This is a genomic window from Providencia zhijiangensis (assembly GCF_030315915.2).
In the GTDB taxonomy this organism is placed as follows: Bacteria; Pseudomonadota; Gammaproteobacteria; order Enterobacterales; family Enterobacteriaceae; genus Providencia; species Providencia zhijiangensis.
This window is the reverse complement of the sequence record NZ_CP135990.1, coordinates 3557369-3572197: the sequence shown is the minus strand read 5'-3', so window position 1 is coordinate 3572197 and position 14829 is coordinate 3557369. Positions and strand designations below refer to the sequence as shown.

Sequence of the window (14829 nt, the reverse complement as noted above, 5' to 3'; positions counted from 1 at the left end):
ATGAAAGGTATTATTCTGGCTGGTGGCTCGGGAACGCGTTTGCACCCGATCACTCGCGGCATCTCAAAACAGCTGCTGCCTATCTACGATAAGCCAATGATTTATTATCCGCTGTCAGTGTTAATGCTGGCAGGGATCCGCGAAATTCTAGTGATTTCGACGCCAGATGATTTGCCAATGTTCCAGCGTTTACTGGGCGATGGTCATGAGTTTGGGATCGAATTGAGCTACGCGGAACAGCCTTCTCCAGATGGACTGGCTCAAGCGTTTATCATTGGTGAAGAGTTCATTAATGGGGACTCTTGCTGCTTAGTGCTCGGAGACAATATTTTCTTCGGTCACTCATTCAGCCCTAAATTAATGTCAGTCGCGGCACGTCAAAAGGGCGCGACAGTATTCGGCTATCAAGTGATGGATCCTGAGCGTTTTGGTGTGGTGGAGTTTGATGACAATTTCAAAGCGTTGTCTATCGAAGAAAAGCCAAAAAAACCGAAATCAAACTGGGCAGTGACGGGTTTATATTTCTATGATAACCAAGTGGTTGATTTTGCTAAGCAAGTAAAACCTTCCGAACGTGGTGAATTAGAAATTACCTCCATCAACCAAATGTATTTAGAGCGCGGCGAGCTTAGCGTTGAGCTGCTCGGTCGTGGATTCGCTTGGTTAGATACGGGAACCCATGACAGCTTAATTGAAGCCGGAACATTTGTTCAGACCGTTGAGAAACGCCAAGGCTTTAAAGTGGCTTGTTTAGAAGAGATTGCATGGCGTAATGGCTGGTTGTCTGACGACCAAGTTAAAGAAGCCGCCGCTCGCCTAAATAAAACAGGTTATGGCAAATACTTAGAGGACTTACTTCGTGTCCGTCCGCGCCAATATTGATCCCCTAGATTGGGAATCTGATTTTTTCAAACGTTCAACGGCGAAACTGGATTTCGCCGCGACTGATGCACAAATTATTCTTTCTTATCAATTGGATAAGTTTGAGATTGTGCAAGCGAAAGTTGCGGCATCCGAGACAGCTAAAATCGATGAGCTAGCCAGTATGGGGTTCAGTTTTGTTGAAGGCGAAATTGATTTTGCGTTAACTATTGGCACAGAAAATGCTTATCTAAACACAGCGTTATCAGAGACGGATAATGTGGTTGTTGCACAAACAGGGGATATTGTTTCTCTGCGCGACACCGCCGCCTCTGTGTTTAGTAACAGCCGCTTTAGAACCCCTTGGTATCATGAAGGGGACAGCGGTCGGTTTTATGCATTATGGATAGAAAAAGCCGTTCTTGGCACCTTTGACCACACCTGTTTACTCCTTAGAGATAATGCAGGTGATATTTTAGGTTTCGTTAGCCTACGTAGCCTTGATGCAGATACAGCTAGAATTGGGCTGTTAGCGGCAACGCCAAATGCAACAGGACGCGGTATCGGTCGGAAATTAATGTCAGCAGCGTATCAGTGGTGTGTGCAACACCAAAAAAGACAGTTAAATGTTGCCACGCAAATGAGCAATGTTGCGGCGTTAAATCTTTATTCACGTAGCGGTGCGGCAATCGCCAGCACAGCATATTGGTTATACAGGGGACAACATGATTCCATTTAATAAACCACCCGTTGTAGGTACTGAAGTTGAGTATATGAAGCAGGCCATGGCTAGTGGCAAACTGTGCGGGGATGGTGGTTTCACTAAGCGTTGTGAAGAGTGGATGGAGAAACGTTTTAACTGCCCGAAAGTCCAGTTAACGCCGTCTTGCACCGCTTCATTAGAAATGGCAGCGATCCTGATTGATATTAAGCCGGGCGATGAAGTCATCATGCCAAGCTTTACCTTCGTATCGACCTCTAACGCATTCGTGTTACGTGGCGCTAAAATTGTGTTCGTGGATATTCGTCCAGATACGATGAATATCGATGAAACCAAGATTGAAGCGGCAATCACTGACCGCACTCGTGCAATTGTTCCTGTTCACTACGCAGGCGTGGCTTGTGAAATGGACACCATCATGGCTATCGCGAAGAAACACAATTTATTTGTGATTGAAGACGCGGCGCAAGGCGTGATGTCTACCTACAAAGGTAAAGCATTGGGTACCATCGGTCATATTGGCTGCTATAGCTTCCATGAAACCAAAAACTACTCTTCAGGTGGTGAAGGTGGTGCGACCTTAATCAATGATAAAGCGTTGATTAACCGTGCAGAAGTGATCCGTGAAAAAGGTACAAACCGCAGCCAATTCTTCCGTGGTCAAGTGGACAAATATACCTGGCGCGACATCGGCTCAAGCTACCTGTTATCTGACTTACAAGCAGCCTATTTATGGGCGCAGTTAGAAGAAGCCGACAAAATCAACGAACGCCGTTTACTGCTGTGGGATCGCTATTATCAAGCGTTACAACCGCTGGTAGCTGCAGGTCGTTTAGAGTTAGCCACCGTGCCGGAAGATTTGAAACATAATGCCCATATGTTCTATATCAAACTCAAAGATGTGGAAGAGCGCACAGAGTTTAATGACTATATGAAATCTCATGGCATTTTGACTGTTTTCCACTATGTACCACTGCACACCAGCCCTGCTGGAATGGAATTCGGTTATTTCCACGGTGAAGACAAATACACTTCGGTTGAAAGTGACCGTTTAGTGCGTCTGCCTATGTTCTACAACATGACAGACGACGAGCAGCAAGTGGTTATTGAGCGAATCAAAGCGTTCTTTGCCTAATGTCACTTGCTAAAGCATCGGTTTGGACTGCTGGGTCTACCCTGATTAAAATCGGGGTGGGCCTGTTGATCGTGAAATTATTTGCAGTCTCATTTGGCCCGAGTGGTGTGGGTCTGGCGGGGAACTTCCGCCAATTAATTACGGTGCTAGGCGTATTGTCTGGCGCTGGGATCTTCAATGGTGTCACAAAATATGTGGCAGAACACCATCAAGATCCGCAGAAATTACGGGCTGTGCTGGGAACGTCTTCCACGATAATCCTCGGATTTTCAACGTTACTGGCGATTATTTTCTTGCTATGCAGTGCCCCGATCAGTGCCGCATTATTTGATACTGAGCAATACAGTGGCGTGATCCGCATGGTTGCCTTGATTCAAATGGGTATCGCGTACGCGAACTATTTCTTGGCGATTTTGAAAGGTTACCGAGACGCTGCGGGGAATGCGACGGCCATCATTTTTGGTAGCATAATCGGCGTGGTCGCCTATTATTTATGCTATCTAATGGGTGGTTATGATGGCGCACTTGCAGGGTTAGCATTGGTTCCTGCGTTGGTGGTGTTGCCTGCGGCAGGTATGGTTATTCGACGTAAACAGTTTGCGTTGTCATCCCTCAAACCTGCGTGGGATAAAGCCATTGCCACTAGTCTTGGTAAATTCACTATCATGGCGATGTTGACGGCGATTACGCTGCCAGTCGCCTATATCATGATGCGAAATTTACTGGCACAAACCTATAGCTGGGATGAAGTGGGATTATGGACGGGCGTCACCACGATTTCGGATGCCTATTTACAATTCATCACAGCAACATTTTCGGTCTATTTGCTGCCGACGTTATCCCGTTTACAGCATAAAAATGAAATCTCTGCCGAAATTGTTAAGGCATTGAAGTTTGTATTACCTGCTGTTGCCGCCGTGAGCTTTACGGTTTGGCTGCTGCGTGATTTTGCGATTTGGTTGCTATTCTCAAAAGAGTTTACAGGGATGAGAGACCTGTTCGCTTGGCAGCTGGTCGGCGACGTATTGAAAGTGGGTGCTTACGTCTTTGGTTATCTGGTCATCGCGAAAGCGGCGCTGCGTTTTTATGTTCTTACGGAAGTGAGCCAATTTGTTCTGTTAACGGGCTTTGCCCATTGGTTTATTCCTGAACATGGCGCCGTGGGAGCGACGCAAGCCTATATGGCGACCTATATCGTATATTTTACTCTCTGTTGTTGCGTATTTTTGATCTACCGTAGGCGAGCATGACAACCTTAATACATGTACTGGGATCTGATCTCCCGCATCATAATCAGACGGTTTTAACGTTTTTTAATAACGTTATTTGCCAAGAGATGGCTCCGTCACAAAAGCCGCATTTTATGGTGGTGAGCCAGGATGCGCAGCTTGCTGCTGCCTATCCGATGCTTGAAATTGAAGTTTTTGACAGTAAACAATCTATTGCAGATAGCGTTATCCGTCGCGCGAAAGCGGAGCGTCGGACACGCTTTTTCTTCCATGGGCAATTTAATGCGCCAATTTGGTTAGCACTGCTTTTTGGCAAGATAAAATCCCATCAATTTTGGTGGCATATTTGGGGGGCTGATCTCTATGAAGAATCTAGCTCACTGAAATTTAAGCTATTTTATATTCTACGTCGTCTGGCACAAAAGAAAGTGGGGCACGTTTGTGCAACACGGGGAGATTTGTGCCATTTCCAACAGTCGAATCCTAATGTGCCATCGTCGGTTCTCTATTTCCCGACACGTATGGATCCGGCATTGACGCTAAACGAACGTCAGCCTCGTGAGGGCGAGCAGCTAACTATCCTGCTCGGTAACTCAGGTGACCGCTCCAATCGTCATGTGGAAGCGCTGAGCGCGATTAAACAGCAATTTGGCGACAAGGTGAAAGTGATAGTCCCAATGGGCTACCCAGCGAATAACCAAAACTACATTGCAGAAGTTGAGCAAGCAGCACAGAGCGAATTCCCTCAAGGGCAGGTGGATATCCTTAAAGAGCGTATGGCGTTCGATGATTACCTGAATTTGCTGAAAACCTGCGACCTTGGCTACTTTATTTTTAATCGCCAACAAGGGGTTGGAACGGTCTGTTTGCTTATTCAGTTCTCTATTCCTTTTGTCATTAGCCGCCAAAATACCTTCTGGCAAGATTTAACGGCGCAGAATGTCCCGGTCTTTTTCTATGGTGATGAGCTAACTCTGCCATTAGTGGATGAAGCACAACGCCAAATGAATTCGCTTAATAAACAGCATATTGAATTCTTTGCGCCTAACTTTACTGATGGCTGGAAACAGATCCTCAGCATCGCGGAGGCGAAAGCATGACATTGCTTGAATTGGGTGGCTTAGCGCTTATCTACCTAATCTCTATTATCTTTATCGGCACGCTGATGTATAAAGAGTTTTTACGTGTGCGCTTTAATTTTAATATTTTCTTTACTTTATTGTATTTACTGACGTTTTACTTCGGATTCCCACTGACTTGCGCATTGGTTTTCCAGTTTGATGTCGCGATAGTCCCTGCCGATTACTTGATGTATGCCATGTTGGCGTCAACCAGCTTCTATGCCATTTACTATGTGACGTACAAAACGCGTTTAACTAAGCGCGTGGATACCCAGCGTCGCGCCGTATTTAGCATGAATAAGGTGGAAACCAATCTGACCTGTCTGCTACTAATTGCCGTGGCGGTGGTTACTGTAGGTATTTTCTTCATGGATAACGGCTTCTTGCTGTTTAAGTTGAAATCCTATAGCCAGATATTTTCCAGTCAGGTGTCGGGCGTGGCATTGAAGCGCTTTTTCTACTTCTTTATCCCTGCAATGCTGATTGTCTATTTCTTGAAACCCACGCAAAAACGCTGGATTTTCTTCTTGATCAGCACGGTTTCATTCGGTTTCTTAACCTATGTAATTGTGGGCGGAACTCGTGCCAATATTATCTTGGCATTTGCTCTGTTCCTATTTATCGGGATTGTCAGAGGCTGGATCACGCTTTGGATGCTGGCGGCGGCAGGTGTGGCAAGTATTGTTGGGATGTTCTGGTTAGCTCTCAAGCGTTACGGTCTTGATGTGAGCGGTGCCGAAGCGTTTTACACTTTCTTGTATCTAACCCGTGATACGTTCTCGCCGTGGGAAAACTTAGGATTATTGCTCAGCTATTATGACCAAATGGAATTTCAAGGTTTAGCGCCGATTATCCGTGATTTCTATGTGTTTATTCCTGCATGGGTATGGCCTGAACGTCCTGATACGGTATTAAACTCAGCTAACTATTTTACGTGGGAAGTGCTGAATAACCATTCTGGGTTAGCGATTTCTCCTACGCTAATTGGCTCTCTGGTAGTCATGGGGGGAGTGCTGTTTATCCCGCTGGGCGCGATCGTGGTGGGTATGATCATTAAATGGTTTGACTGGATTTATGGTTTAAGTCTAAAAGAATCCAATCGTTACAAGGCCGCGATTATGCAGGCATTTTGTTTCGGGGCCATCTTCAACATGATTGTATTAGCTCGCGAAGGGGTTGATTCCTTTGTCTCGCGCGTGGTCTTTTTCTGTTTAGTCTTCGGACTATGTTTAGTGTTAGCTAAATTACTGTACTGGTTATTTGAAAGTGCCGGTCTTATTCGTATTAAAGCCGCTTCATATTTAAAAAGTGGTCAACGGGAAAGCCGTTAAAAGGAGCATCATGGAACAGTCGTCAATTCCTCAATATAGCATCAGAGGTCATAATATTTGGGGCTTTAAAAACATGGCCCATTTCTTGGACTATCTGTTTGCTGACGGTAAGACCAAAACCGGCACACTTGTGGCTATCAACGCAGAAAAAGTGATGATTGCAGAGCAAGATACCGCCCTGAATACCTTATTAGGACAGGCGGAATACCTTTATGCTGATGGGATCAGCATTGTGCGTGCTATTCGCCGTAAATACCCGAAAGCCGAGGTTTCTCGCGTGGCAGGTGCCGATTTATGGGAAGGCTTGATGGAGCGCGCAGGAAAAGAAGGCACGCCAGTATTTTTAGTCGGTGGTAAGCCAGAAATTCTTGAGCAAACTAAAGCGAAGCTACGCGCACAATGGAATGTCAACATTGTGGATTCCCAAGATGGCTACTTTACGGCAGAAGACCGCAGTGCATTGTTTGAGCGTATTCACGCGAGTGGTGCCAAGATTGTGACCGTGGCGATGGGCTCACCTAAACAAGAAATCTTTATGCGTGATTGCCGTGTCGTGCATCCTGATGCTTTGTATATGGGCGTCGGTGGGACTTATGACGTGTTTACCGGTCACGTTAAGCGTGCGCCTAAAGTTTGGCAAAATTTAGGGCTAGAATGGCTGTATCGCTTACTTTCCCAACCAACGCGAATTAAACGACAGTTTAAATTGCTGAAGTTTTTAGGCTACTACTACGGTGGTAAGCTTTAAGCCTTCTTCTTACTGAATAGACCCGCGTAATGCGGGTTTATTTATTTCTGGCGTCCCCATTATCGCTTCAAATATACCTGCAATTGTTCAAAAATAGATGCAACCTAAGGGATCTCACGGTATCTTGGGGGATTGTATTTTTTATTTTATTTTCGACAACCAGCCGCGATGACTAAAAAGTTATGGCTATTAGAGCTGCGAATATCGAATGGTTATTATCGACAGGGGAAATTATGGATAAGCCACAGCAAGGTCTTCAGCGAGGGCTAGAAGCCCGTCATATTGAGCTGATTGCTTTGGGCGGAACAATTGGAGTTGGGCTATTTATGGGCTCAGCGAGTACGTTGAAGTGGGCGGGGCCATCCGTACTACTGGCGTATATTATCGCAGGGCTATTTGTCTTCTTCATCATGCGTTCTATGGGCGAAATGCTCTTTCTGGAGCCAGTCACTGGTTCATTTGCTTCATTTGGTTATAAATATTTAAGCCCTTTTTGGGGATGTTTAACCGCGTGGGGTTATTGGTTTATGTGGGTCGCGGTTGGAATTTCAGAGATAACTGCAATCGGGGAATATGCAAAGTATTGGTTCCCTGATGTGCCTCAGTGGATATTTGCGATGGTTGCCGTTGCGTTGGTGGCACTGGCAAACCTCGCCGCAGTGAGGCTATACGGCGAGCTGGAATTTTGGTTTGCGATGATCAAAGTGACCACGATCGTCGTGATGATTTTGATTGGTTTAGGGCTAATTTTCTTTGGTCTTGGCAATAATTTCGAACCGATTGGATTGGCTAATTTGACCGAGCATGGCGGATTCTTCGCTGGCGGCTGGAAAGGTTTCTTATTTGCGTTGTGTATCGTGGTGGCATCTTATCAAGGTGTTGAGCTCGTCGGGATCACCGCAGGAGAAGCCAAAAACCCACAAGTGACACTGAAAAAAGCCATCAATAATATTCTGTGGCGCATTCTTATTTTCTATGTCGGCGCCATTTTTATTGTGGTGACGCTGTTCCCGTGGACGGAAGTCGGGCAACAAGGCAGCCCGTTTGTGATGACATTCGCTAAAGTGGGGATTGTCTCGGCCGCCGCGGTCATTAACTTTGTGGTGCTCACCGCAGCATTATCTGGCTGCAATAGCGGCATGTACAGCGGTGGGCGTATGTTATACGCGCTGGCACAGAATAAGCAGTTACCGAGTGGACTATTAAAACTGACGAAAAACGGCGTTCCAGCGCGTTGTGTCGGCTTTACTATCTTATGCTTGGTTGCAGGGTCGAGCTTGAACTACATCATTCCAAACCCTGAGCAGGTGTTTGTGTATGTATATAGTGCGAGCGTCTTGCCAGGAATGGTGCCTTGGTTAGTGATCTTGACCAGCCAGCTACGTTTTCGTAAGCAGAACCAGCAGCAGATGGCAGGGCATACGTTTAAATCGATTCTGTTTCCATGGGTGAACTACGCCACACTGCTGTTTTTAGCCTGTGTGCTAGTGGGGATGGCGATTAACCCAGAAACGCGTTTGTCACTGATTGTAGGGGCTATCTTTTTATTGACGGTTTCAGGGCTTTATTTTGTGATCCGCAGCTTTAGTCGCCACGATAAAAGCACATCGTAAAAATATTTTGTGGGTAAAATTTCATCTAATAGACGAGAAAGAGGGAAAAAATGCTCTCTTTCTCGACGAAATGGATAAAAGGCAAGCAATCGATAATTTTATTGAAAAAAGGACTAGACAGCAGGGGGATAAATCCGTACTATCCTCTCCCGCAACGGCGTTAAGCGCCCGTAGCTCAGCTGGATAGAGCGCTGCCCTCCGGAGGCAGAGGTCTCAGGTTCGAATCCTGTCGGGCGCACCATCAAAAGGTGACAAGCTACGGTGGCAAAATAAAGTTGTATGTAGTAGTATGACAACACTTTGAAATAAGTGAAGTTATGGTGGCTATAGCTCAGTTGGTAGAGCCCTGGATTGTGATTCCAGTTGTCGTGGGTTCGAGTCCCATTAGCCACCCCATTTTTTTTGTGACATTGCGAGGGTGGCGGAATTGGTAGACGCGCTAGCTTCAGGTGTTAGTGTCCTATGGACGTGGGGGTTCAAGTCCCCCCTTTCGCACCACGAAAAAAATGATGTCGAGTTACTGCCTTAAGCAGTTAAATTTCGGCGAGTAGCGCAGCTTGGTAGCGCAACTGGTTTGGGACCAGTGGGTCGGAGGTTCGAATCCTCTCTCGCCGACCAATTTAAAGAACCCCGCTCAATCGAGCGGGGTTTTTGCATTTTAAAACTGTAATCATTTTTAACTTGGTTATTTTCCCTTCCGTATTCTTATCTTCTTATCTTTATCCTTGAATCTGTTTTTTTATTATCTTTATTCTGATATCTCCGGTATCGCTTTTAACAAGAATGGTTCTTATCTGAATGTGTTTATAACATTATGTTTTTAATCAATAAAAATATTTGTCGCAGATCCGATACAAACCCCTATTTCCATGTCGTCAAAAAGAGACACTTTAATGGTTGATTTATATAGGGAAATTAATAGGCATTCTAAGCTGTCTCTAAATTGAGACAAAATAGCTGAATCGAACAGAATGGAATTTAGTCAGAATGAGGTATTAAAAAATCACAATAAGTAAGAAATAAAAATATCGTTTAAAAGCAGGGTAGTTGCGGGTTGAAAAAAGAAAAATTTTGGGTGATTTGAAAGTTGGCACGCATTCTGCATTATCTATTATGTAGATGCTCATCCCACTTATTATGACAGCCTTGCTTCATAAACCCAGGGATGACGCAAAGCCGATTATCGGTGCCTATTGTCCAATTTAGATGATCAAGAGTTAATCCTCTTACCATCAGCGAACGGGCGAAACGTTGAGTGAGGCACCATCCGTCTGTAGACCTGATTGTTATTTACACCTGCTTCGGCAGGTGTTTTTTTTGTATCAATCTTGGGTTGTCATGTTCTTTCCTAACCTGATGAGCATTAGGAAAGAAACATTATCTTCTCGCTTACGCTTTTTTCTCTTTGCTTAACCACTTGCTGATCCAGCGAGTCACATAGGTATAGGCAATAATAATAAAGGTAATAATAAAGATATCTTTATTCAGATCGGCAGTATTGAAGCCAATGATCGAAATAAAAATAAACGGGGATAAAACCAGAAGTAGCAGGTCAAAAAAGATCTGTAAACGATTTTGGCTCGCTACAATCCAACGCCAGAGAGTTTTCACTACATTCATATCTTTATCCTGAATTCATTCAAAACGAAAATGTATACGATTATTTATACACTATGTGACCCTTTTATAACATAGCAATATGCGGTTTGCCTCGATTCGCTAAAAGTGACGCTCTCAGAGACTATCTTTTTGAGATAAATAGTAAAGATCCAAACTGTAGACATAAAAAACGCCTCGGATTAGGAGGCGTTTTAGATCAAAGCTTAATGAATGAATTAAAAATTTATCCTTTTGCTCGCTCTTGCTTGAGGGAGTGAGTGAGCGCCTCTTGGCGAATTTTCGCTGCTTCATTCGGTTTGTGTAGCTTGTCATAAGCATCGGCTAACCAAGCAGCATCATAGGCATCAAAACGCTGCGCCAATGCGGCTTTAAAGTAGGTTTCTGCTTTTTCCCATTGGGCATGTTGAAGTGCAAGGATCCCTAATGTGCTATTGAGTAATGGCGTCGCGCCAGATTGTTTGACGAGGCTTAACAGTATTTTTTCAATCGCTTCAGGCTGCTCGCTCTGTAATTTCGGGATCAACAACAATAGACGTTCGTCATATTGCTGCTTCAATCCATCGATGATCATTTTTTCTGCGCTGCGCGTATCACCACATTCAATTAAATGTTCAGCTAAGAAAGCTTGTAAAGGGACTTCATGGCGAACTTTACGCGGCTGAGCTTTCCACCAATTTTTCAAACCATCGCTACCACCTTCAGCCATACATTGGTTCATGAGTCCTTTGTACGATTTGAGTTTTAACGCTTCCAGTTCATCTTCATTGTGTAATTGGACTTTCGCCATAATCGGCAGCAGCTCAATGAGCGCTTGGTATGCTCCAGTACCTAAGTATGCTTGTTCAGCTAAACGTAAAATCTCTGGGTGACGTGGTGCTTGGTCGAGTAGCTTGTCGATGCCATTACGGGCAGCATGAATTTCGCCTTCCGCCAATTGGATGCGAACACGGCTAATATCCACGGGAAGTTGATCTTTACCTGCGGCTTCAGCCGCTCTATCTAAATATTGATGGGTACGATAACTATCCCCACGTTGCTGGGCGGCTTCTGCGGCCATCAAGTAGTTAATCACTGGTTGCTGAGAGAAATCAGCGTGCTTACTCATTAATTTCTCAACTTGCTCTAAATCTCCTTCAGCTAATTTGAGCAAGGCTTTTTGAGTTTGAGTGTGTGCTTTCTGATATTTATGGCCACTGAACCAGCCTTTTGTCCGTGAGGTGGTGCTCATAAAGCGGCGGTAGCACCATCCAAGGAATAACAGAACAAATTGCAACAGGATAAAGCACAGCACAAGGCTGGTGACGCTGGTCGTAATATCGTAGCTATCGGTACGAATAAATACATAGCCTTGGTGCCCTGCTAATAGAGGACCCAAGATAATGCCAGCAATCAGGACGATAAAGAGAACAAAGACTTTAATCATGATCACCCCTTATGCTCAGGGGCGTTTGCCGCATCCGTTACGGGAGCTTTGACGGCAACGTCCGGTTTGTTAGTTTGCGTATCTGCAGGAGCCGTTGCCTCGTCGGCGGCTTTATCGGCTTCTTTTACTGCCTCAAGCGCGGCATCCTCGGAAACGCCAGTCGGTTCTGGATTTTGAGATAATAAATTACGTACTCGCGTTTGCATCACTTTTTCCAGCTTCGCTTGGCTTTCTAAAGCTTCAGGCATATCGGCATCAATCGGTTGATTGATTAAATCATCGAGTTCCGTCAAAAAGGCTTTAGTGGCTGGTGCGTCCACATCGAAGTAAGCGCGTACCCACGTAGAAGCTTGTTCGAGAGATTGTTTATATGTCTCTTCTTGATAACGCGGTACAGCTTGGGCTGCAATGAGCAATTGGGAGCGAATATTTTCACGCAGATAAATATCTTGGTTTGGGGCTAGCAATGGGGCTTCAGATCCATCACGAGCGCGCACGGTGATAAAATCGCTTGTGAAACTTTTCCAGCTGCGTGCGAGGTTGTCTTTCCAGTCTGCAATATCGTCACTGACATCAGTGCCGGTATCTTCTGGCGCATCGCCATTATTTAAATCAGCGAGGCGTAAGTTATCGACATCATTACTGAGTTGATTCAAACGCAAAATAATGCCGTCATAGTCAATTTGGTTGATGGCAGCTAGCTTGTTCATATCATTGGCGATAGCTTTACGAATATCCAGCAAACTCGGGTCATTCATTTCCGCTAAACTGGTATCTGCGCTTTTGAGTAGTACGGCAGCGGTAACAGGATCATGGTCATTCCATAATTTGCGGCCAGCCATTTTCACCATAAAATCAGCTTGGGCAATCAGCCAGTTTTTTACGTCCGAACTGGAAAGTGCCGTGACGTGAGCTTGTAATTCTTGCATGCGACGGTTGAGTTGATCTTCATAATCACGCGCATGGTTTTTCAGCTCTGTGTTGGTCGCGATAAGCGCATCCACACGTTGCCTATCGGCATTTTGTTGTTCAACTAATTCACTGACTTGTTGTTTCAGTTGGTTATTGTCATGAACCAATTGTGCATTGCTTTGCTGAGTAAAGTAGTACATCCCGCCGCCCATGACGACGATAATGGCGATAGCGATCGCACTGACTGCAAGACCAGGGCGTTTCTGTTTGGATGAAGGCGTCGGCTGACGAGTTTCTTTTTTCTCTGTCACCGCTTCATCATTAACAGTATCGGTAATTTTGTCTTGTTCCGTCATAAATTAGCATCCCATATCGGTTGAAATTAATGCTTCAAGTAAAGCGTGATTATCTGCGCTAGTTGCCACACAGACTCGACGCCACCCACTTTGGCGGGCTTTTTCTGCAATTCGTTCGCTGACAACCAGTAGTCGGCGGGAATACCACCATTGTTGCAGATTTTCAGCAATCAAATCGTTAAGTAGGGTCAACATTTCACCGCTTGTCACCACAATGTCGGTGATATCCGTGTTAAACCAAGTTTGGTTAAACTCAGTTTTATCATAGTGTACAGGTCGCCTTGCGTAGCATTCGCAGTAATCAACATCTGCACCTCGGGTGCGTAGTGTTGAGGCAAGGAGTTCGCGACCGCCATTACCTCGCAAGAGTAAGGCTCGTTTCCCCACTAAATTTTGCAGGCCAGGGTGGGTGAGTAACACCTCGCTGGTTTCTCCTGCTTCAGCCCAACGGATAGTTTGTCCTGTTAGTTGCTGAAAATAGTGACCTGTAGATTGTCCTATACCATAGTAGGATAACTTATCTGACCAGTCTCGTCCTGTTTGTTCCAATGCTAAATTTGCATACCAGACGGCATTTTTAGATAAAAGAAAGACGAGGTCGTTTTCCGATAATCCATCTAAGCGAGAGCACAAAGTGTTGAGCTGTGCACCTGCTTCAATCGTAATTAAGGGAGCCGGATAAGCCTGCCCCCCTGTAGCATTAATGGCTGTTATCAACGCGGAGCCTGATGGCTCTGGGCGAGTAACAAGAACCCTCATGCGGGTGCATTGCCTTTATAGACTTCCGCGAGAATTTCCCGAGCACCATTATCAAGCAACTCTTCCGCGAGAGAAATACCGGCTTGGATTGCGTCGGCAGGCGCGATTAAGCGTTCTCCACGAATGACTTGGCTACCATCTGGGGCACCGACGAGCGCGCGTAACCAGATTTTATCCCCTTGCCAAATAGCATAGCTCCCAATAGGGACTTGGCAACCACCTTCAAGGCGCATGTTCATTGCGCGTTCAGCAAGGACACACACGGAGGTTTCATCGTGATTCAATGCTGCGAGTAAGTCACGGGTCCGTTGATCATCTAATCGACATTCGATACCTACGGCGCCTTGTCCAACAGCGGGTAAAGATTGCTCTGGCTCCAGTGCGGCTTTGATACGCTCATCGAGTTCTAAGCGTTTTAGACCTGCCACCGCAAGGATAATGGCATCGTATTCGCCATTGTCGAGTTTAGACAGGCGGGTACCGACGTTGCCGCGTAGGTCACGGATAACTAAATCTGGACGTAATTCTCGTAACTGGCACTGACGGCGTAAGCTGGATGTACCGACGATGCTGCCCGCAGGGAGTGCATCAATATTGGCATAATGGTTGGAAACGAAGGCATCTCGTGGGTCTTCGCGCTCACAAATGGTGACTAAGCCTAACCCTTCTGGGAACTCTACAGGCACGTCTTTCATCGAGTGAACGGCAATATCCGCGCGACCTTCAAGTAAAGCTAGCTCTAATTCTTTGACGAATAAACCTTTTCCACCGACTTTCGCTAATGGGGTATCTAAAATAATGTCCCCTTTGGTGACCATTGGAACTAACTCTACCTGTAAGCCGGGATGGCGTTGCTCTAATTCTGCTTTTACGAAATAAGCTTGCCATAGAGCGAGAGGGCTTTTACGCGTTGCGATACGCACGATATTTGTTGATGTCATTTCACTGTTTTCTCAGGCGAATATCGCCGCAGATTAACCATACAATTGGCGTTAGTTTT

Annotated in this window: 13 protein-coding genes and 4 tRNA genes; 12 read left to right on the top strand and 5 right to left on the bottom strand. The window is 45.5% G+C overall.

Features of this window, described 5'->3' with window-relative positions; genetic code table 11:
- The 12 genes from rfbA to QS795_RS16295 all read left to right on the top strand — a co-directional run bounded on the left by rfbA (window position 1) and on the right by QS795_RS16295 (window position 9377).
- Complete coding sequence (gene rfbA, locus QS795_RS16350; RefSeq protein WP_154603089.1) at window positions 1–882, top strand: glucose-1-phosphate thymidylyltransferase RfbA; 882 nt, start codon at window positions 1–3, stop codon at window positions 880–882.
- The gene (gene rffC, locus QS795_RS16345) at window positions 860–1600 is read left to right on the top strand and encodes a dTDP-4-amino-4,6-dideoxy-D-galactose acyltransferase (protein WP_286270049.1); all 741 of its coding nucleotides are present in this window, start codon (window positions 860–862) and stop codon (window positions 1598–1600) included. Before rfbA ends, rffC begins: the two co-directional genes overlap by 23 nt.
- Window positions 1587–2717 carry a dTDP-4-amino-4,6-dideoxygalactose transaminase gene (gene rffA, locus QS795_RS16340; protein ID WP_286270048.1) on the top strand — a complete coding sequence of 377 codons (1131 nt, stop codon included), beginning with the start codon at window positions 1587–1589 and terminating at the stop codon, window positions 2715–2717. The genes rffC and rffA overlap by 14 nt, the downstream gene beginning before the upstream one ends.
- Window positions 2717–3967 (top strand): lipid III flippase WzxE, encoded by a 1251-nt coding sequence (wzxE, locus tag QS795_RS16335; protein WP_181477691.1) that lies wholly within the window; start codon window positions 2717–2719, stop codon window positions 3965–3967. Before rffA ends, wzxE begins: the two co-directional genes overlap by 1 nt.
- Window positions 3964–5046: a TDP-N-acetylfucosamine:lipid II N-acetylfucosaminyltransferase gene (locus tag QS795_RS16330; protein WP_108478783.1), complete on the top strand. Its 1083-nt coding sequence runs from the start codon at window positions 3964–3966 to the stop codon at window positions 5044–5046. Before wzxE ends, QS795_RS16330 begins: the two co-directional genes overlap by 4 nt.
- Window positions 5043–6398 (top strand): ECA oligosaccharide polymerase, encoded by a 1356-nt coding sequence (gene wzyE / locus QS795_RS16325; RefSeq protein WP_154603085.1) that lies wholly within the window; start codon window positions 5043–5045, stop codon window positions 6396–6398. The genes QS795_RS16330 and wzyE overlap by 4 nt, the downstream gene beginning before the upstream one ends.
- Before the next feature lie 10 nt (window positions 6399–6408).
- Window positions 6409–7146 carry a lipopolysaccharide N-acetylmannosaminouronosyltransferase gene (gene wecG, locus QS795_RS16320; protein ID WP_036948834.1) on the top strand — a complete coding sequence of 246 codons (738 nt, stop codon included), beginning with the start codon at window positions 6409–6411 and terminating at the stop codon, window positions 7144–7146.
- 233 nt (window positions 7147–7379) lie between these two features.
- Window positions 7380–8759 carry a bifunctional threonine/serine APC transporter ThrP gene (gene thrP, locus QS795_RS16315; RefSeq protein ID WP_286270076.1) on the top strand — a complete coding sequence of 460 codons (1380 nt, stop codon included), beginning with the start codon at window positions 7380–7382 and terminating at the stop codon, window positions 8757–8759.
- A gap of 164 nt (window positions 8760–8923) precedes the next feature.
- Window positions 8924–9000 (top strand) — tRNA-Arg (locus tag QS795_RS16310).
- Window positions 9001–9079: 79 nt separating this feature from the next.
- A tRNA-His gene (locus QS795_RS16305) sits at window positions 9080–9155 on the top strand.
- Window positions 9156–9171: 16 nt separating this feature from the next.
- Window positions 9172–9257, top strand: a tRNA-Leu gene (locus tag QS795_RS16300).
- Window positions 9258–9300: 43 nt separating this feature from the next.
- A tRNA-Pro gene (locus tag QS795_RS16295) sits at window positions 9301–9377 on the top strand.
- Window positions 9378–10148: 771 nt separating this feature from the next.
- Here the strand turns inward: QS795_RS16295 and QS795_RS16290 are convergent.
- The 5 genes from QS795_RS16290 to hemC all read right to left on the bottom strand — a co-directional run bounded on the left by QS795_RS16290 (window position 10149) and on the right by hemC (window position 14770).
- Window positions 10149–10379 (bottom strand): hypothetical protein, encoded by a 231-nt coding sequence (locus QS795_RS16290; protein WP_286270044.1) that lies wholly within the window; start codon window positions 10377–10379, stop codon window positions 10149–10151.
- Window positions 10380–10602: 223 nt separating this feature from the next.
- On the bottom strand, window positions 10603–11802 hold the full coding sequence (gene hemY / locus QS795_RS16285) for a protoheme IX biogenesis protein HemY (protein WP_286270042.1): 1200 nt from the start codon (window positions 11800–11802) through the stop codon (window positions 10603–10605).
- Between the two features lie 2 nt (window positions 11803–11804).
- Window positions 11805–13070, bottom strand: coding sequence for a uroporphyrinogen-III C-methyltransferase (hemX, locus tag QS795_RS16280; RefSeq protein WP_318626641.1), 1266 nt, complete (start codon window positions 13068–13070; stop codon window positions 11805–11807).
- 3 nt (window positions 13071–13073) lie between these two features.
- Window positions 13074–13829 carry a uroporphyrinogen-III synthase gene (locus QS795_RS16275; protein ID WP_286270040.1) on the bottom strand — a complete coding sequence of 252 codons (756 nt, stop codon included), beginning with the start codon at window positions 13827–13829 and terminating at the stop codon, window positions 13074–13076.
- On the bottom strand, window positions 13826–14770 hold the full coding sequence (hemC, locus tag QS795_RS16270) for a hydroxymethylbilane synthase (RefSeq protein WP_272522583.1): 945 nt from the start codon (window positions 14768–14770) through the stop codon (window positions 13826–13828). The genes QS795_RS16275 and hemC overlap by 4 nt, the downstream gene beginning before the upstream one ends.
- Window positions 14771–14829 lie beyond the last annotated feature (59 nt).

Coding starts and splice junctions, on each gene's coding strand:
- QS795_RS16290 (WP_286270044.1), bottom strand. CDS start 10,379: ATGAATGTAGTGAAAACTCTCTGGCGTTGGATTGTAGCGAGCCAAAAT.
- wecG (WP_036948834.1), top strand. CDS start 6,409: ATGGAACAGTCGTCAATTCCTCAATATAGCATCAGAGGTCATAATATT.
- QS795_RS16275 (WP_286270040.1), bottom strand. CDS start 13,829: ATGAGGGTTCTTGTTACTCGCCCAGAGCCATCAGGCTCCGCGTTGATA.
- wzyE (WP_154603085.1), top strand. CDS start 5,043: ATGACATTGCTTGAATTGGGTGGCTTAGCGCTTATCTACCTAATCTCT.
- thrP (WP_286270076.1), top strand. CDS start 7,380: ATGGATAAGCCACAGCAAGGTCTTCAGCGAGGGCTAGAAGCCCGTCAT.
- rffA (WP_286270048.1), top strand. CDS start 1,587: ATGATTCCATTTAATAAACCACCCGTTGTAGGTACTGAAGTTGAGTAT.
- hemC (WP_272522583.1), bottom strand. CDS start 14,770: ATGACATCAACAAATATCGTGCGTATCGCAACGCGTAAAAGCCCTCTC.
- wzxE (WP_181477691.1), top strand. CDS start 2,717: ATGTCACTTGCTAAAGCATCGGTTTGGACTGCTGGGTCTACCCTGATT.
- hemX (WP_318626641.1), bottom strand. CDS start 13,070: ATGACGGAACAAGACAAAATTACCGATACTGTTAATGATGAAGCGGTG.
- rfbA (WP_154603089.1), top strand. CDS start 1: ATGAAAGGTATTATTCTGGCTGGTGGCTCGGGAACGCGTTTGCACCCG.
- hemY (WP_286270042.1), bottom strand. CDS start 11,802: ATGATTAAAGTCTTTGTTCTCTTTATCGTCCTGATTGCTGGCATTATC.
- QS795_RS16330 (WP_108478783.1), top strand. CDS start 3,964: ATGACAACCTTAATACATGTACTGGGATCTGATCTCCCGCATCATAAT.